The organism is Ruoffia sp. FAM 24228 (assembly GCF_045528575.1).
In the GTDB taxonomy this organism is placed as follows: domain Bacteria; phylum Bacillota; class Bacilli; order Lactobacillales; family Aerococcaceae; genus Ruoffia; species Ruoffia halotolerans.
Window position 1 is genome coordinate 1 of the sequence record NZ_JBGQQZ010000016.1, and the last position, 14,422, is coordinate 14,422.

Here is a 14,422-nt window from a genome sequence, read left to right on the forward strand (position 1 = left end):
TGCAACTGATGAAGAGATACAAGGTTGGGCAACGAAATTAAATACACGTCCCAAAAAATGTTTGAATTGGAAAACACCTTATGAAATCTTTTATAAAACTGTGTTGCACTTAATTTGACAATTTAAGATACAAAAATAAGTAATAATAAATAAATATAAAAAAAACTTCCATCCACCAGGATTTTCCATTAAAATGTTACAAAGCTTAAATAGAGACACAAAACGTGTATATATAATAGAAAGAAATATTATTTTGAATTTTTTTTAAAAAAATGCGAAAAAATCTTGCTTCTAAGTGTTGTGTTCGTTATAATATTCGTTGTGTCATAAGTAGATATATTTCTGCTGAACGTAACACAGCCCCCTATATTATAAGGTGGGCGAGCTATGAAGTGAGAGGTTGCGACACGCTAGGCTGAGTTGCCAATGACCAGTGTAGTCGGTAATTCTTGCGGAGCAAGTCAATTTAACAAATTTGACGGAGGAGGAAAAACAATGGCAAACCAAAAAATTCGTATTCGTCTGAAAGCTTATGAGCACCGCGCTCTTGATGTATCAGCGAACAAAATCGTAGAATCTGCACAAAGAACTGGAGCACAAACTGTAGGGCCAATCCCATTACCAACAGAACGTTCGGTATATACAGTTATCCGTTCACCGCATAAATATAAAGATTCACGTGAGCAATTTGAGATGCGCACACACAAACGTTTAATCGATATCGTTAACCCAACTGCTAAAACAGTTGATGCATTAATGAAATTAGATTTACCAAGTGGTGTAGACGTAGAAATTAAGTTATAAAATAAAAAATAAAATGGAGGTGTACTCATGACCAAAGGAATCTTAGGAACAAAAGTAGGAATGACGCAATTCTTTACGGAGAATGGTGAGTTAATCCCTGTAACAGTAGTGGAAGCTCAACCAAACGTTGTATTACAAGTGAAATCAAATGAAACAGATGGATATGAATCTGTGCAATTAGGTTTCCAAGACAAACGTGAAGTATTAGCAACAAAACCTCATAAAGGTCATGTAGCGAAAGCAAACGCTACTCCTAAGCGCTTCATTCGCGAATTTCGTGATGTCGAGCTAGGAGAATATGAAGTTGGGCAAGAAATCACTGTAGAAACATTCGCAGTCGGAGACATCATCGATGTAACAGGAACATCTAAAGGTAAAGGTTTCCAAGGGGTTATTAAACGTCACGGCCAAGCTCGTGGACCAATGGCTCACGGATCTCGTTTCCACCGTCGCCCAGGTGCGATGGCAATGGCAGCTTCACCATCACGTGTTTTAAAAGGTAAAAAATTACCTGGACAAACTGGTAGTGAACAAGTGACGATTCAAAACTTAGAAATCGTTGCAGTAAATCCTGAAGATAACGTTATCTTAATTAAAGGTAATGTACCAGGTGCTAAAAAATCTTTAGTACAAATTAAAAAAGCAGTTAAATCTAACTAATTAAGAGGGGAGGAACGAGAATGACAAAAGTTACTTTATTTAAACAAGACGGATCGCAAGCTGGAGAAGTTGAGTTAAACGAATCGATCTTCGGTATCGAACCAAACGAAAGTGTTATGTTCGATGCAGTAATCATGCAACGTGCATCATTACGTCAAGGTACACACGCAGTTAAAAACCGTAACGCAGTTCGCGGTGGTGGACGTAAACCTTGGAGACAAAAAGGAACAGGTCGTGCACGTCAAGGATCTATCCGCTCACCACAATGGGTTGGGGGAGGAGTTGTCTTTGGTCCGACACCTCGTTCATACAGTTACAAATTACCAAGAAAAGTACGTCGTTTAGCAATTTTATCAGCATTATCACAAAAAGTTGTTGAAGATAAATTTGTAGTTGTTGATGGATTAAGCTTAGATGCACCAAAAACAAAAGACCTTAAAGGTATTTTATCTAACTTAAACTTAGACACTAAAACATTAATCGTTTTAGAAAATAACAACGATAACGCATACTTATCAGCTCGTAACATCGATAACGTTAAAGTTATTGACGAGAACAACATCAACGTATTAGACGTTGTTAACTATGACAAAGTATTAATCACTCAAGCAGCATTATCAACAGTAGAGGAGGCATTAGCATAATGGAATTTTCAGAAGTAATCCTACGTCCAGTAATTACTGAGCAATCTATGTATAACATTGACGATAACAAATACACTTTTGAAGTAGATCGTCGTGCTAACAAAAACCTTATTAAACAAGCTGTTGAAGCTATGTTTGAAGGCGTTAAAGTAGAGAAAGTAAATACTATCAACGTTGAAGGAAAAGCAAAACGTATGGGTCGTTACCAAGGATTCACACGTAAATACAAAAAAGCAATCATCACATTAAAAGCTGATTCAGCTAACATCGAATTATTCGAAACAGAAGAAGACGAAGAATAATTCACAAAATAAGATAAGTAGGAGGGAATTCGAGTGGCAATTAAACACTACAAACCGATAACTAACGGTCGTCGTAATATGACTGGTTATGACTTCTCAGAGATTACAACAAAAACTCCTGAAAAATCATTATTAGAATCGAAAAAACAAAGAGCTGGCCGTAATAGCCAAGGTAAAATCACAGTTCGTCACAACGGTGGTGGACACAAACGTGCTTACCGTGTTATCGACTTTAAACGTAACAAAGACAACGTTGTCGGAACAGTTAAAACTATCGAATATGATCCAAACCGTAGCGCGAATATCGCATTAATTAACTACGAAGATGGAATTAAAACATATATCATCGCACCAAAAGGACTTAAAGTAGGTCAAAAGATTGAATCAGGTGCTGAAGCAGATATCAAAGTAGGGAATGCATTACCATTAATCAATATCCCAGTTGGTACTGTAATTCACAATATTGAGTTAAAACCAGGTAAAGGTGGACAATTAGTTCGTTCTGCTGGAACAAGTGCTCAAGTATTAGGACAAGAAGGTAAATATACATTAGTACGTTTAGCTTCAGGTGAAGTTCGTATGATCTTATCAACTTGCCGTGCAACAATCGGAACTGTTGGTAACGAACAACACGAATTAATTAACATTGGTAAAGCAGGTCGTAAACGTTGGTTATCTAAACGTCCAACTGTTCGTGGATCTGTAATGAACCCTAACGATCACCCACACGGTGGTGGTGAAGGACGCGCTCCAATCGGACGTCCAAGTCCAATGTCACCTTGGGGTAAAAAGACTCTTGGTCTTAAAACTCGTAATGCTAAGAAAAAATCAAGTAAATTAATCGTTCGTGGACGTAAGAAATAATCGTATATAGATTAAATTTCCGAAGGGAGGCTACACTGTGAGTCGTAGTTTGAAAAAAGGGCCATTTATTGACGCACACTTAATGAAAAAAGTAGAAGCTCAAGAAGATGCTCAGAAAAAACAAGTTATTAAAACATGGTCGCGTCGTTCAACAATCTTCCCAAACTTCATTGGGCTAACAATTGCAGTATATGATGGACGTAAACATGTCCCAGTATACATCCAAGAAGATATGGTAGGACACAAATTGGGCGAATTCGCACCAACTCGTACATATAAAGGTCATGCAAATGACGATAAAAAAACAGGAAGACGTTAATAAAGGAGGGAAATTAGATGTCAGAACAAATTACATCTGCAACAGCAACAGCAAAAACAATCCGCATTGCCCCTCGTAAAGTTCGTCTAGTAACTGATTTAATTAGAGGAAAAAGCATAGGTGAAGCAATTTCTATTCTGAAATTCACACCAAGATCAGCATCACCTGCTGTCGAAAAAGTGTTAATGTCAGCTATTGCTAACGCGGAACACAACTATGATTTAGATTTAGAAAACTTATTCGTAAGTGAAGCTTTTGTTAACGAAGGACCAACTATGAAACGTTTCCGTCCTCGTGCTAAAGGATCAGCTTCACCAATCAATAAAAGAACAAGCCACATCACAATTGTGGTATCAGAGAAAGAGGAGGCATAATACATGGGTCAAAAAGTACATCCAATAGGTATGCGTGTTGGCGTAATCCGTGATTGGGATGCTAAATGGTATGCTGATAAAAAGTATGCCGACTTCCTACATGAAGATTTACGCATTCGTGAGTACATCTACGGTAAACTTTCAGACGCTTCAATTTCAACAATTCAAATTGAACGTGCTGCTAACCGTGTAATTGTTTCAGTTCATACTGCTAAACCAGGAATGGTTATTGGTAAAGGTGGATCTGAAGTTGATGCACTACGTGCACAGTTAAATAAATTAACTGGTAAAAAAGTACACATCAATATCGTGGAAATTAAACAAGCAAACTTAGACGCAAAATTAGTAGCAGAAGATATTGCTCGTCAATTAGAAAACCGTGTTGCATTCCGTCGTGCTCAAAAGCAAGCTATCCAACGTGTTATGCGTGCTGGTGCACAAGGAGTTAAAACACAAGTATCTGGTCGTTTAAACGGTGCTGATATGGCACGTACTGAACACTACAGTGAAGGTACAGTTCCATTACATACACTTCGCTCAGATATCGACTACGCTTGGGAAGAAGCAGACACTACATACGGTAAACTTGGAGTTAAAGTATGGATTTGTCGTGGAGAAATCCTTCCTGAAGTAAATGAAAACAACCAGAGAGGAGGAAATTAATCATGTTAGTACCTAAACGTGTAAAACACCGTCGTGAATTCCGTGGTAAAATGCGCGGAGAAGCTAAAGGTGGAAAAAACATCGACTTCGGAACATACGGATTAAGAGCCATTGAATCTAAATGGATCACAAACCGTCAAATCGAAGCAGCTCGTATAGCTATGACTCGTTATATGAAACGTGGTGGGAAAGTATGGATTAAAATCTTCCCTCACAAATCATACACATCTAAACCAATCGGTGTTCGTATGGGATCCGGTAAAGGTGCACCTGAAGGTTGGGTAGCTCCAGTTAAACGTGGTAAAATCTTGTTTGAAATCGATGGAGTTCCAGAAGAAGTAGCTCGTGAGGCTTTCCGTCTTGCATCAAACAAATTACCTATCAAAACAAAATTCGTAAAACGTGAAGAATATGGTGGTGAATCGAATGCAAATTAAAGAAATTAGAGAATTATCCGCTGCTGATATGGTTAACAAAGAAAAAGAATATAAAAAAGAATTATTCAATCTTCGATTCCAATTAGCAACAGGACAATTAGAAAACACTGCCCGTTTACGTCAAGTACGTAAAACAATCGCTCGTATTAAAACTGTCTTACGTGAACAAGAACTGACTAAATAATAAAAGGAGGCAGATGTTAAATGACTGAAGAACGTAACAAACGTAAAGTTTATCGTGGTCGTGTCGTTTCAGACAAAGGAGACAAAACAATCTCTGTTGTTGTTGAAACTCGTGTAGTACACCCTAAATACGGTAAACGTGTTAAATATTCAAAAAAATATACAGCACATGATGAAAATAACAGCGCAAAAGAAGGCGACATCGTCCGCATTATGGAAACTCGTCCATTATCTAAAACGAAACGCTTCCGTTTATTAGATATCGTTGAAGAAGCTGTAATTATCTAATACATAAAGAAGAAATCGGAAGGAGGACATCGGAATGATTCAACAAGAAAGTCGATTAAAAGTTGCCGACAACTCTGGTGCACGTGAAGTATTAACTATTAAAGTACTAGGTGGATCAGGTCGTAGAACAGCTAACATTGGTGATGTAATTGTTGCAACAGTTAAACATGCAACACCAGGTGGAGTTGTCAAAAAAGGTGACGTAGTAAAAGCAGTAATCGTACGCACAAAAACAGGAGCTCGCCGTAATGATGGGTCTTATATAAAATTTGACGAAAATGCATGTGTCATTATTCGTGATGATAAGACACCTCGTGGAACACGTATTTTTGGACCAGTTGCACGTGAATTACGTGACAACAACTTCATGCGTATCGTATCATTAGCTCCAGAAGTTCTTTAATCCAATTACGAAGGAGGAAACAATTCATGCGCATTAAATCAGGAGATACAGTAAAAATTATTGCTGGTAAAGATAAAGGCGAAACAGGAACAGTTCTTAAAACTTTACCTAAGCAAGATAAAGTGATCGTTGAAGGATTAAACATCCATAAACGTCACCAAAAACCTACTCAAATGGCGACAGGTGGAATCGAAGAATTCCCTGCTCCAATTCATGTATCAAACGTAAAATTAGTAGATTCTAACGGAGAAGCAACACGCGTTGGTTACCGTTTTGAAGATGGTAAAAAAGTACGTTTCTCTAAAAAATCAGATACAACACTTAACTAATCATTTTGGGAAGGAGGACAAAGTTTAATGGAAAGCCGTTTAAAACAAAGATATAATAACGAAATCACTAGCAAATTAGTTGAACAATTTAACTACTCTTCTGTTATGGAAGTACCAAAAATAGATAAAATTGTTGTTAACATGGGTGTTGGTGATGCAGTTTCAAATGCTAAAAACTTAGATAAAGCAGTTGCAGAATTAACATTATTAACTGGACAAAAACCAGTTATTACTAAAGCTAAGAAATCAATTGCAGGTTTCCGTCTTCGTGAGGGAATGCCAATTGGAGCTAAAGTTACTTTACGTGGACAAAGAATGTATGACTTCTTAGACAAATTGATCACAGTATCATTACCACGTGTACGTGACTTCCAAGGTATCTCAAACAAAGCCTTTGATGGTCGTGGAAACTACACTTTAGGTGTTAAAGAACAATTAATTTTCCCAGAAATTAACTACGATAACGTAGATAAAGTTCGTGGAATGGATATTGTAATCGTAACAACAGCAAACACTGACGAAGAATCACATGCCTTACTTAAAGAGTTAGGTATGCCGTTTAAAAAATAATAAAGGAGGCGAATCGTATTGGCTAAAAAATCAATGGTAGAAAAAAATCAACGTACACCAAAATATAAAGTAAGAGAATACACACGTTGTGAACGTTGTGGACGTCCGCATTCAGTTTACCGTAAGTTCAAACTTTGCCGTATTTGCTTCCGTGAACTTGCTTATAAAGGACAAATTCCTGGCGTTAAGAAAGCAAGCTGGTAATTCAAATACTTTTAAACTAAGGAGGTAAATACACATGGTAATGACAGATCCAATTGCAGATTTTCTAACAAGAATTCGTAATGCAAATGCACAAAAACATACATCTGTAACAGCACCATCTTCTAATACTAAAGTGGCAATTGCTGAAATCTTAAAAAACGAAGGTTTCATTAAAGGTTATGAAGTAACTGAAGATAACAAACAAAATGTAATTAAATTAAACTTAAAATACGGACGTAATAACGAAAAAGTTATTACAGGTCTAAAACGTATTTCTAAACCAGGTTTACGTGTTTACGCTAAATCTGAAGATATTCCTAAAGTTTTAAATGGCTTAGGAATCGCAATCGTCTCAACTTCTCGTGGCTTAGTAACTGATAAAGTTGCAAGAAATGAAAAAATCGGTGGAGAAATTTTAGCATACGTTTGGTAATTTGTAGATAAATATTATAAAATATAAGGAGGTGCGGTACTGTGAGTCGTATAGGTAAAAAACCTGTAGTAATTCCATCAGGAGTTACCGTAGAACTAAATGGTACTACAGCAACTGTTAAAGGCCCAAAAGGCGAATTAACTCGTGAACTATCGCCAGCAATTTCATTAGAAATCGCGGATAACGAAATCACTTTCACTCGTCCAAATGACAATAAAGCTAACCGCTCAATCCATGGTACAACTCGTTCATTAATTGCTAACATGATCGAAGGTGTGTCTACAGGATTTAAAAAAGAATTAGAATTAATCGGTGTAGGTTATCGTGCACAAAAACAAGGTAACAAACTTACATTGAGTGTTGGTTTATCACACCCAGTTGAATTCGAAGCTAGCGAAGGTGTAGATTTTGAAGTTCCTTCGAATACACAAATCATCGTTCAAGGATTCAACAAAGAAAAAGTTGGAGAATTAGCAGCAAACATTCGTGCAGTTCGTCCACCAGAGCCGTATAAAGGTAAAGGAATTCGCTATGTTGGTGAATTTGTTCGCCGTAAAGAAGGTAAAACTGGTAAATAATAAATAAAAAATTAAAGAGGTGACAAAATGATTTCAAAACCAGAAAGAAATAAATTACGTAAAAAAAGACATTTACGTATCCGTAATAGAATCTCTGGTACTGCAGAGTGCCCACGCTTAAGTGTATTCCGTTCGAATACTAACATCTACGCTCAATTAATTGATGACGTAGCGGGTGTGACGCTAGTCAGTGCCTCTTCACAAGACGAAGAAGTTAAATCAAATGGATCAAAAGTCGAACAAGCTGCATCAGTTGGTAAATTAGTTGCCGATCGCGCAACAGCTGCTGGACATAAAACAGTAGTATTTGACCGTGGTGGATATGTATATCACGGACGTGTACAAGCATTAGCTGAAGCTGCTCGTGAAAACGGCTTAGAATTTTAATAGAAAGGGGAACATTGTTTAATGGAATTTATTAATCCAGAAACATTAGGCGAAATTGAAGATCGCGTAGTTGCGATTAACCGCGTAACTAAAGTTGTTAAAGGTGGACGCCGTCTACGTTTCTCTGCTTTAGTAGTTGTTGGTGATAAGAATGGTCACGTTGGTTTTGCTACAGGTAAAGCTCAAGAAGTACCAGAAGCAATCCGTAAAGGTATCGAAAATGCTAAGAAAAACATGATTAAAGTCCCTACATCAGGAACAACTATTCCACATGAAATCGTTGGTGAATTCTGTGGAGGACAAGTATTACTTAAGCCTGCAACTGCCGGTTCTGGGGTTGCCGCTGGTGGACCAGTTCGTGCCGTTATTGAGTTAGCTGGTATTGCTGACGTAACAAGTAAATCACTTGGATCAAATACACCAATTAACATGATTTCTGCAACTGTTGAAGGTCTTAAAAATCTTAAAGAAGCCGATGAAGTTGCTGCATTACGTGGCAAATCAGTCGAAGAACTTTTAGGTTAGGAGGACATTCAATGGCCAACTTAGAAATCACATTAAAACGTAGCTTTATTGGACGTAAACAAAACCAAATTCAAACAGCTAAAGCGTTAGGCTTAACAAAACTTAATAAGAGTGTAGTGAAACCTGACAATGAATCTGTTCGTGGAATGGTTCGTACAATAAGCCATTTAGTAGAAGTCAAAGAAGCTTAAGTTTAAAATCTTATATAAGGAGGTGCCGAAGGAATGAAACTTCATACATTACAACCTGCTGAAGGATCACGCAAATTACGTAACCGTGTTGGGCGTGGACAAGGTTCAGGGAACGGAAAAACAGCTGGTCGTGGACAAAAAGGTCAAAAAGCACGTTCAGGCGGTGGAGTACGTTTAGGATTTGAAGGTGGACAAACACCTTTATTCCGTCGTTTACCAAAACGTGGTTTCACTAACATCAATCGTAAAGATTATGCTGTAGTGAACTTAGAAACATTAAATCGTTTTGAAGATGGCACAACAGTTACACCAGCTTTATTAATCGAAACTGGCGTTGTGAAAAACGAATTATCAGGAATTAAAATTTTAGGTGATGGTAAATTAGAGAAAACATTAACAGTTCAAGCTGCTAAATTCTCTAAATCTGCAGAAGAAGCTATCACTGGTGCTGGTGGATCGATTGAGGTGATTTAATGTTTTCCTTCTTGAAAAATGCATTCACTGTTAGAGATATTCGACGTAGAATTTTATATACATTATTTATCTTCGCAGTATTCCGTTTAGGGTCTCATATCCCAGTACCAGGTGTTAATGCTGGTGCTTTACAAACATTAGGCAACACTGGGGTATTAGGTTTATTGAATACTTTTGGTGGAGGTGCACTACAAAGATATTCTATCTTTGCTATGGGTGTATCGCCATACATTACTGCATCAATCATTATGCAATTATTGCAAATGGACTTAGTTCCTAAGTTTACCGAATGGGCCAAACAAGGTGAAGTCGGTAGACGTAAGCTTAATCAAGCTACTACTTACACAGCAATAGTTTTAGGTTTTATCCAATCTTTAGGATTATCATTTGGGTTTAACCAGTTATCTGGTTTAGGTTTAATTAATGACCCTACAATGGCAACTTATCTAACAATTGCTTTAATCTTAACGGCTGGAACAATGTTCTTAGTTTGGTTAGGTGAGCAAATCACGCGTAATGGTGTCGGAAACGGAGTATCTATGTTGATCTTCGCCGGTATTGTTGCAGAAGTGCCAAAAGATTTTTATGGATTTTTCCAATCATCTATATCAGGTGTGACAGGTAATGAACTGACCCAAAATTTACTGATTTTATTAGCCATCGTACTAGTAATCATCGTAAGTATTGTTATTGTTGTTCTAATGGAAAGAGCACAAAGACGTATTCCAATTCATCACTCTAAGAAAGCAACTGGTGCCCGTCATACAGCGCACTTACCATTAAAGATTAACTCTGCTGGTGTTATTCCTGTAATTTTCGCAACGTCGTTTATTACAACACCACAAACAATCTTTTCTTTCTTAAGTACTGACAACGCAGGTCCAGTGATGCAGTTTTTCGGAAACTTGTTTAACTTACAACATCCATTAGGAGCAGTATTCTATACTGTATTACTCATTGCCTTTACTTATTTCTATTCATTAGTACAGGTTAACCCTGAGAAAGTAGCAGAAAATTTACAGAAACAAGGCGCTTATATTCCAAGTGTACGTCCTGGTAATGATACCGAGACATTTATTACACAATTAATTAATCGCTTAAGTGGGGTCGGCGCATTATATCTAACATTAATCGCCGTATTACCGATCGTTGCTGGATTTATCTGGGAAATACCAATGAATATTTCATTAAGTGGAACAAGTATTTTGATTGTTGTAGGTGTTGCTATAGAAACAACTAAACAAATCGAAGGTAGAATGGTAAAACGTCGCTATAAAGGATTTCTTTATCAATAGTTCATCGATATTAAATAAGTAAGGACGATTTATATGAATATTTTATTAATGGGCCTTCCCGGAGCAGGGAAAGGAACACAAAGTGAACATATCTCCACAGATTATTCAATGGTACATATTGCAACAGGGGATATCTTCCGTGAAGCAATTAAGAATGAAACGAAATTGGGATTAGAAGCTAAATCATATACAGATGCTGGTAATCTTGTGCCGGATGATGTCACGAATAACTTAGTTCGTGAACGTTTATCACAATCAGATGTACAAGCAGATGGGTTTATGCTAGACGGGTACCCAAGAACGCTTCACCAAGCACATGCACTAGAAGAGAATTTAAAAGATATGAATTCTGATATTGACGCTGTTATTTATATCGATGTTGATTCAGATGTCCTTGAAAAACGTCTAAGCGGTAGAATTATTTGTCGTGATTGTGGAGCTACGTATCATAAAGTATACAATCCACCTTCAGTTGATGGTGTTTGTGATAACTGTGGTTCTCATGACTTCTATCAACGTGAAGACGACAAGCCAGAAAAAGTTAGACATCGTATTAACTTACAGATGGAATCAATTAAACCGATCTTAGAATTCTACGATGATAAAAACATACTACACCGCATTAGTGGTGAAAATCCGATTGAAGTAGTTTATCGTGAGATACGTAATATTCTTGGAGAATAGATACCAAAGCATTTCACTAACTGGTAAAAAAAGGAGGAAGTATTAATGGCTAAAGATGATGTTATTGAAGTAGAAGGAATTATATTAGAAACCTTGCCAAATGCAATGTTCAAAGTTGAATTAGAAAATGGCCACGAAATTTTAGCTCATGTTTCAGGTAAAATTCGTATGAACTATATCCGTATTTTGCCAGGAGATAAAGTAACAGTTGAAATGTCTCCTTATGATTTGACAAAAGGTCGAATTACATATCGCTTTAAATAGTCGATGGTTAAGAAGTTTAAGGAGGGAAAATGATGAAAGTTAGAGCATCAGTAAAACCAATTTGTGAGAAGTGCAAAGTTATCCGCCGTAATGGTAAAGTAATGGTAATTTGCGAAAATCCAAAACACAAACAACGTCAAGGTTAATTTTAAGAAAAAGGAGGAAACTAGTCTATGGCTCGTATAGCAGGAGTTGATATTCCACGTGACAAACGTATTGTTATTTCATTAACATATATCTTTGGAATCGGGAACACTACAGCAAAACAAATCTGTGCAGATGCTAATGTATCTGAAAACACTCGCGTACAAGATTTATCTAACGATGAATTAGACCGTTTACGTTCTATTGTTGACGGAATCAAAGTTGAAGGTGATTTACGTCGTGAAGTAAGTTTAGACATCAAACGTTTACAAGAAATCGGATCATACCGTGGTAACCGTCACCGTCGTAACTTACCAGTTCGCGGACAAAACACTAAAAACAACGCTCGTACCCGTAAAGGTCCTAAAAAAGCAGTTCAAGGTAAGAAATAATTAATTTAAAAGGGAGGTTAAGACTTCATGGCAAAAAGACAACAAGCTCGTAGACGTCGTCGCGACAGAAAAAATATTGAACGTGGAATCGCACATATTCGTTCAACATTCAATAATACAATCGTTATGATTACAGACGAGAATGGTAACGCACTTTCTTGGTCATCAGCAGGATCATTAGGATTCCGTGGATCAAAAAAATCTACTCCATTTGCTGCTCAAATGGCATCAGAAGTTGCTGCTAAAGGCGCAATGGAACATGGTATGAAATCTGTAGAGGTTGCAGTTAAAGGACCAGGATCTGGTCGTGAATCGGCAATCCGTTCATTACAGGCAGCTGGATTAGAGGTTTCAGCAATTCGTGACGTAACCCCAATCCCACATAACGGTGCTCGTCCACCAAAACGTCGTCGTGTTTAATGATAATTCCTATATTTAAAAACTTTTAATGTTGCTACAAAATTATCATTGAGACATAACGTATTGAAAGGGGAAAATTACTAATGATCGAGATTGAAAAACCAGAGATTACTACGGTTGAAGTCAGTGAAGATGAAAAATTTGGCAAGATCGTGATTGAACCATTAGAACGTGGATATGGAACAACTCTTGGAAACTCATTACGTCGTATTCTGCTATCTTCATTACCAGGTGCAGCAGTAACTAATATTCAAATTGATGGTGTGCTTCATGAGTTTGCTACAGTCGATGGTGTAGTGGAAGATGTTCCTACGATCATTTTAAACTTGAAGAAGTTAGCCCTTAAATTGCACACAGAAGAAAGCAAAGTAATTGAATTAAATGTTGCGGGTCCAAAAACAGTAACAGCTGCTGACATTATTCATGATAATGATGTACAAATTTTAAATCCTGATTTACATATTTGTACCTTAGCCGAAGATGCAGAATTGAACATGCGTATTAGCGTGTCCAACGGTCGAGGTTATGCACGTAGCGAATACAATAAGAGTGATGATATGCCAATTGGTGTATTACCAATCGATTCAATATATACACCAATTGAAAAAGTGAATTATCAAGTTGAAAATACACGTATTGGTCAAAAGAATATATTTGATAAATTGACTTTAGACATTTGGACAGACGGATCAATTAGTCCAGAAAAATCTTTAAGTTTAGCTGCAAAAATATTGACTGAACATTTAAATATCTTTGTTAACTTAAACGATGAAGCACGCGAAGCAGAAATCATGGTTGAAAAAGAAGAAGCAGAAAAAGAAAAAGTTCTTATCATGACAATTGAAGAATTAGACTTATCTGTTCGATCTTACAACTGCTTGAAACGTGCTGGAATTAATACAATTCAAGAACTTACAAATAAAACTGAAGCTGAAATGATGAAAGTTCGTAACTTAGGACGTAAATCATTATCAGAAGTTAAAGGCAAATTAGATGATCTAGGCCTAAGTCTGAAAGACGACGAATAATAGATCATTAGGGTTTATTTTACAAGAAATGGAGGAATCTTAATGGCATACCGTAAATTAGGACGTACAAGTACACAACGTAAAGCATTACTACGTGATTTAACGACTGATGTAATTATCAACGAACGTATCGAAACAACAGAAGCTCGTGCTAAAGAAGTTCGTAAAACTGTTGAAAAAATGATTACATTAGGTAAGAAAGGTGACTTAGCTTCTCGTCGTAAGGCAGCTTCATTCTTACGCCGCGAATTAGCTGATGCTCGTATTGAAGATGACGAAGTAATTATTGAATCAGTATTAGATCGTTTATTCGATAATTATGCTAACCGTTATGAAAACCGTAATGGAGGTTATACTCGTATCCTTAAAAAAGGACCACGACGTGGTGACGCTGCTCCAATGGTAATCTTAGAGTTAGTTTAATAATTTAATAAGAACCAATAGTTTAGTCACTTAATGATGGAGAGTGTTATGATCAATAATTTGGTCTAGCTCTAATGCACAAGCAATGTTTATTGCTTAGATTGGAGGGGATTTTCTCCTCCAATCCATGTGCTTCTATC

At 36.9% G+C, this 14,422-nt stretch carries 29 protein-coding genes and 1 pseudogene; all 30 read left to right on the top strand.

Features of this window, described 5'->3' with window-relative positions; translation table 11 throughout:
• Window positions 1-118: pseudogene (locus tag ACEN33_RS04220) on the top strand (IS30 family transposase); the annotation flags it as partial.
• A gap of 377 nt (window positions 119-495) precedes the next feature.
• Window positions 496-804, top strand: coding sequence for a 30S ribosomal protein S10 (rpsJ, locus tag ACEN33_RS04225; RefSeq protein WP_138404402.1), 309 nt, complete (start codon window positions 496-498; stop codon window positions 802-804).
• A gap of 27 nt (window positions 805-831) precedes the next feature.
• Complete coding sequence (gene rplC / locus ACEN33_RS04230; protein WP_197103581.1) at window positions 832-1,464, top strand: 50S ribosomal protein L3; 633 nt, start codon at window positions 832-834, stop codon at window positions 1,462-1,464.
• Between the two features lie 20 nt (window positions 1,465-1,484).
• Entirely contained in the window at window positions 1,485-2,108 is a 624-nt protein-coding gene (rplD, locus tag ACEN33_RS04235; protein WP_138404400.1) for a 50S ribosomal protein L4, read from the top strand.
• Window positions 2,108-2,410: a 50S ribosomal protein L23 gene (gene rplW / locus ACEN33_RS04240; RefSeq protein ID WP_138404399.1), complete on the top strand. Its 303-nt coding sequence runs from the start codon at window positions 2,108-2,110 to the stop codon at window positions 2,408-2,410. Before rplD ends, rplW begins: the two co-directional genes overlap by 1 nt.
• A 33-nt stretch (window positions 2,411-2,443) precedes the next feature.
• The gene (gene rplB, locus ACEN33_RS04245; protein ID WP_138404398.1) at window positions 2,444-3,274 is read left to right on the top strand and encodes a 50S ribosomal protein L2; all 831 of its coding nucleotides are present in this window, start codon (window positions 2,444-2,446) and stop codon (window positions 3,272-3,274) included.
• Between the two features lie 37 nt (window positions 3,275-3,311).
• Window positions 3,312-3,593, top strand: a complete 282-nt coding sequence (rpsS, locus tag ACEN33_RS04250) for a 30S ribosomal protein S19 (protein ID WP_138404397.1) — start codon at window positions 3,312-3,314, stop codon at window positions 3,591-3,593.
• A gap of 17 nt (window positions 3,594-3,610) precedes the next feature.
• Window positions 3,611-3,967 (top strand): 50S ribosomal protein L22, encoded by a 357-nt coding sequence (gene rplV / locus ACEN33_RS04255; RefSeq protein ID WP_138404396.1) that lies wholly within the window; start codon window positions 3,611-3,613, stop codon window positions 3,965-3,967.
• Between the two features lie 3 nt (window positions 3,968-3,970).
• Window positions 3,971-4,630 (top strand): 30S ribosomal protein S3, encoded by a 660-nt coding sequence (rpsC, locus tag ACEN33_RS04260; protein ID WP_138404395.1) that lies wholly within the window; start codon window positions 3,971-3,973, stop codon window positions 4,628-4,630.
• 2 nt (window positions 4,631-4,632) lie between these two features.
• Window positions 4,633-5,067: a 50S ribosomal protein L16 gene (rplP, locus tag ACEN33_RS04265; protein WP_138404394.1), complete on the top strand. Its 435-nt coding sequence runs from the start codon at window positions 4,633-4,635 to the stop codon at window positions 5,065-5,067.
• Entirely contained in the window at window positions 5,057-5,251 is a 195-nt protein-coding gene (gene rpmC, locus ACEN33_RS04270; RefSeq protein WP_138404393.1) for a 50S ribosomal protein L29, read from the top strand. Before rplP ends, rpmC begins: the two co-directional genes overlap by 11 nt.
• A 20-nt stretch (window positions 5,252-5,271) precedes the next feature.
• Entirely contained in the window at window positions 5,272-5,538 is a 267-nt protein-coding gene (gene rpsQ / locus ACEN33_RS04275; protein WP_138404392.1) for a 30S ribosomal protein S17, read from the top strand.
• Window positions 5,539-5,572: 34 nt separating this feature from the next.
• The gene (gene rplN / locus ACEN33_RS04280; RefSeq protein WP_138404391.1) at window positions 5,573-5,941 is read left to right on the top strand and encodes a 50S ribosomal protein L14; all 369 of its coding nucleotides are present in this window, start codon (window positions 5,573-5,575) and stop codon (window positions 5,939-5,941) included.
• A gap of 26 nt (window positions 5,942-5,967) precedes the next feature.
• Window positions 5,968-6,270: a 50S ribosomal protein L24 gene (gene rplX / locus ACEN33_RS04285; protein WP_138404390.1), complete on the top strand. Its 303-nt coding sequence runs from the start codon at window positions 5,968-5,970 to the stop codon at window positions 6,268-6,270.
• Between the two features lie 27 nt (window positions 6,271-6,297).
• Window positions 6,298-6,840, top strand: coding sequence for a 50S ribosomal protein L5 (rplE, locus tag ACEN33_RS04290; protein WP_138404389.1), 543 nt, complete (start codon window positions 6,298-6,300; stop codon window positions 6,838-6,840).
• A gap of 18 nt (window positions 6,841-6,858) precedes the next feature.
• Complete coding sequence (locus tag ACEN33_RS04295; RefSeq protein ID WP_138404388.1) at window positions 6,859-7,044, top strand: type Z 30S ribosomal protein S14; 186 nt, start codon at window positions 6,859-6,861, stop codon at window positions 7,042-7,044.
• Between the two features lie 34 nt (window positions 7,045-7,078).
• Window positions 7,079-7,477, top strand: coding sequence for a 30S ribosomal protein S8 (rpsH, locus tag ACEN33_RS04300; protein WP_138404387.1), 399 nt, complete (start codon window positions 7,079-7,081; stop codon window positions 7,475-7,477).
• A gap of 41 nt (window positions 7,478-7,518) precedes the next feature.
• Entirely contained in the window at window positions 7,519-8,055 is a 537-nt protein-coding gene (gene rplF, locus ACEN33_RS04305; protein WP_138404386.1) for a 50S ribosomal protein L6, read from the top strand.
• Window positions 8,056-8,082: 27 nt separating this feature from the next.
• The gene (rplR, locus tag ACEN33_RS04310; protein WP_138404385.1) at window positions 8,083-8,442 is read left to right on the top strand and encodes a 50S ribosomal protein L18; all 360 of its coding nucleotides are present in this window, start codon (window positions 8,083-8,085) and stop codon (window positions 8,440-8,442) included.
• Between the two features lie 21 nt (window positions 8,443-8,463).
• Window positions 8,464-8,967 carry a 30S ribosomal protein S5 gene (gene rpsE / locus ACEN33_RS04315; RefSeq protein WP_138404384.1) on the top strand — a complete coding sequence of 168 codons (504 nt, stop codon included), beginning with the start codon at window positions 8,464-8,466 and terminating at the stop codon, window positions 8,965-8,967.
• A gap of 11 nt (window positions 8,968-8,978) precedes the next feature.
• Window positions 8,979-9,158 carry a 50S ribosomal protein L30 gene (gene rpmD, locus ACEN33_RS04320; protein WP_138404383.1) on the top strand — a complete coding sequence of 60 codons (180 nt, stop codon included), beginning with the start codon at window positions 8,979-8,981 and terminating at the stop codon, window positions 9,156-9,158.
• Between the two features lie 33 nt (window positions 9,159-9,191).
• Window positions 9,192-9,632 (top strand): 50S ribosomal protein L15, encoded by a 441-nt coding sequence (rplO, locus tag ACEN33_RS04325; protein ID WP_407090543.1) that lies wholly within the window; start codon window positions 9,192-9,194, stop codon window positions 9,630-9,632.
• Entirely contained in the window at window positions 9,632-10,927 is a 1,296-nt protein-coding gene (secY, locus tag ACEN33_RS04330; protein WP_407090542.1) for a preprotein translocase subunit SecY, read from the top strand. Before rplO ends, secY begins: the two co-directional genes overlap by 1 nt.
• Window positions 10,928-10,960: 33 nt before the next feature.
• A complete protein-coding gene (locus ACEN33_RS04335) occupies window positions 10,961-11,611 on the top strand; it encodes an adenylate kinase (protein WP_407090541.1) in 651 nt (216 codons plus the stop codon).
• A 45-nt stretch (window positions 11,612-11,656) separates the two neighbouring features.
• Window positions 11,657-11,875 (top strand): translation initiation factor IF-1, encoded by a 219-nt coding sequence (infA, locus tag ACEN33_RS04340; protein WP_138404379.1) that lies wholly within the window; start codon window positions 11,657-11,659, stop codon window positions 11,873-11,875.
• Between the two features lie 32 nt (window positions 11,876-11,907).
• The gene (gene rpmJ / locus ACEN33_RS04345; RefSeq protein ID WP_124058139.1) at window positions 11,908-12,021 is read left to right on the top strand and encodes a 50S ribosomal protein L36; all 114 of its coding nucleotides are present in this window, start codon (window positions 11,908-11,910) and stop codon (window positions 12,019-12,021) included.
• Window positions 12,022-12,048: 27 nt separating this feature from the next.
• The gene (gene rpsM / locus ACEN33_RS04350; RefSeq protein ID WP_138404378.1) at window positions 12,049-12,411 is read left to right on the top strand and encodes a 30S ribosomal protein S13; all 363 of its coding nucleotides are present in this window, start codon (window positions 12,049-12,051) and stop codon (window positions 12,409-12,411) included.
• A 27-nt stretch (window positions 12,412-12,438) separates the two neighbouring features.
• Window positions 12,439-12,831 carry a 30S ribosomal protein S11 gene (rpsK, locus tag ACEN33_RS04355; protein ID WP_138404377.1) on the top strand — a complete coding sequence of 131 codons (393 nt, stop codon included), beginning with the start codon at window positions 12,439-12,441 and terminating at the stop codon, window positions 12,829-12,831.
• Window positions 12,832-12,914: 83 nt separating this feature from the next.
• A complete protein-coding gene (locus tag ACEN33_RS04360) occupies window positions 12,915-13,859 on the top strand; it encodes a DNA-directed RNA polymerase subunit alpha (protein WP_218931539.1) in 945 nt (314 codons plus the stop codon).
• Between the two features lie 42 nt (window positions 13,860-13,901).
• Complete coding sequence (gene rplQ / locus ACEN33_RS04365) at window positions 13,902-14,282, top strand: 50S ribosomal protein L17 (RefSeq protein ID WP_138404375.1); 381 nt, start codon at window positions 13,902-13,904, stop codon at window positions 14,280-14,282.
• The last annotated feature ends 140 nt before the right edge of the window (window positions 14,283-14,422 follow it).

Bases quoted from the DNA above. Each gene is read 5' to 3' on its own strand.
- rpsQ (WP_138404392.1), top strand. From the start codon at position 5,272: ATGACTGAAGAACGTAACAAACGTAAAGTTTATCGTGGTCGTGTCGTT.
- rpmC (WP_138404393.1), top strand. From the start codon at position 5,057: ATGCAAATTAAAGAAATTAGAGAATTATCCGCTGCTGATATGGTTAAC.
- rplC (WP_197103581.1), top strand. From the start codon at position 832: ATGACCAAAGGAATCTTAGGAACAAAAGTAGGAATGACGCAATTCTTT.
- rplE (WP_138404389.1), top strand. From the start codon at position 6,298: ATGGAAAGCCGTTTAAAACAAAGATATAATAACGAAATCACTAGCAAA.
- secY (WP_407090542.1), top strand. From the start codon at position 9,632: ATGTTTTCCTTCTTGAAAAATGCATTCACTGTTAGAGATATTCGACGT.
- ACEN33_RS04335 (WP_407090541.1), top strand. From the start codon at position 10,961: ATGAATATTTTATTAATGGGCCTTCCCGGAGCAGGGAAAGGAACACAA.
- rplW (WP_138404399.1), top strand. From the start codon at position 2,108: ATGGAATTTTCAGAAGTAATCCTACGTCCAGTAATTACTGAGCAATCT.
- rplN (WP_138404391.1), top strand. From the start codon at position 5,573: ATGATTCAACAAGAAAGTCGATTAAAAGTTGCCGACAACTCTGGTGCA.
- rplD (WP_138404400.1), top strand. From the start codon at position 1,485: ATGACAAAAGTTACTTTATTTAAACAAGACGGATCGCAAGCTGGAGAA.
- infA (WP_138404379.1), top strand. From the start codon at position 11,657: ATGGCTAAAGATGATGTTATTGAAGTAGAAGGAATTATATTAGAAACC.
- rplO (WP_407090543.1), top strand. From the start codon at position 9,192: ATGAAACTTCATACATTACAACCTGCTGAAGGATCACGCAAATTACGT.
- rpmD (WP_138404383.1), top strand. From the start codon at position 8,979: ATGGCCAACTTAGAAATCACATTAAAACGTAGCTTTATTGGACGTAAA.
- rpsC (WP_138404395.1), top strand. From the start codon at position 3,971: ATGGGTCAAAAAGTACATCCAATAGGTATGCGTGTTGGCGTAATCCGT.
- rpsH (WP_138404387.1), top strand. From the start codon at position 7,079: ATGGTAATGACAGATCCAATTGCAGATTTTCTAACAAGAATTCGTAAT.
- rplX (WP_138404390.1), top strand. From the start codon at position 5,968: ATGCGCATTAAATCAGGAGATACAGTAAAAATTATTGCTGGTAAAGAT.
- rpsK (WP_138404377.1), top strand. From the start codon at position 12,439: ATGGCAAAAAGACAACAAGCTCGTAGACGTCGTCGCGACAGAAAAAAT.
- rplV (WP_138404396.1), top strand. From the start codon at position 3,611: ATGTCAGAACAAATTACATCTGCAACAGCAACAGCAAAAACAATCCGC.
- ACEN33_RS04360 (WP_218931539.1), top strand. From the start codon at position 12,915: ATGATCGAGATTGAAAAACCAGAGATTACTACGGTTGAAGTCAGTGAA.
- rpmJ (WP_124058139.1), top strand. From the start codon at position 11,908: ATGAAAGTTAGAGCATCAGTAAAACCAATTTGTGAGAAGTGCAAAGTT.
- rplR (WP_138404385.1), top strand. From the start codon at position 8,083: ATGATTTCAAAACCAGAAAGAAATAAATTACGTAAAAAAAGACATTTA.
- rpsM (WP_138404378.1), top strand. From the start codon at position 12,049: ATGGCTCGTATAGCAGGAGTTGATATTCCACGTGACAAACGTATTGTT.
- rplQ (WP_138404375.1), top strand. From the start codon at position 13,902: ATGGCATACCGTAAATTAGGACGTACAAGTACACAACGTAAAGCATTA.
- rpsJ (WP_138404402.1), top strand. From the start codon at position 496: ATGGCAAACCAAAAAATTCGTATTCGTCTGAAAGCTTATGAGCACCGC.
- rplP (WP_138404394.1), top strand. From the start codon at position 4,633: ATGTTAGTACCTAAACGTGTAAAACACCGTCGTGAATTCCGTGGTAAA.
- rpsE (WP_138404384.1), top strand. From the start codon at position 8,464: ATGGAATTTATTAATCCAGAAACATTAGGCGAAATTGAAGATCGCGTA.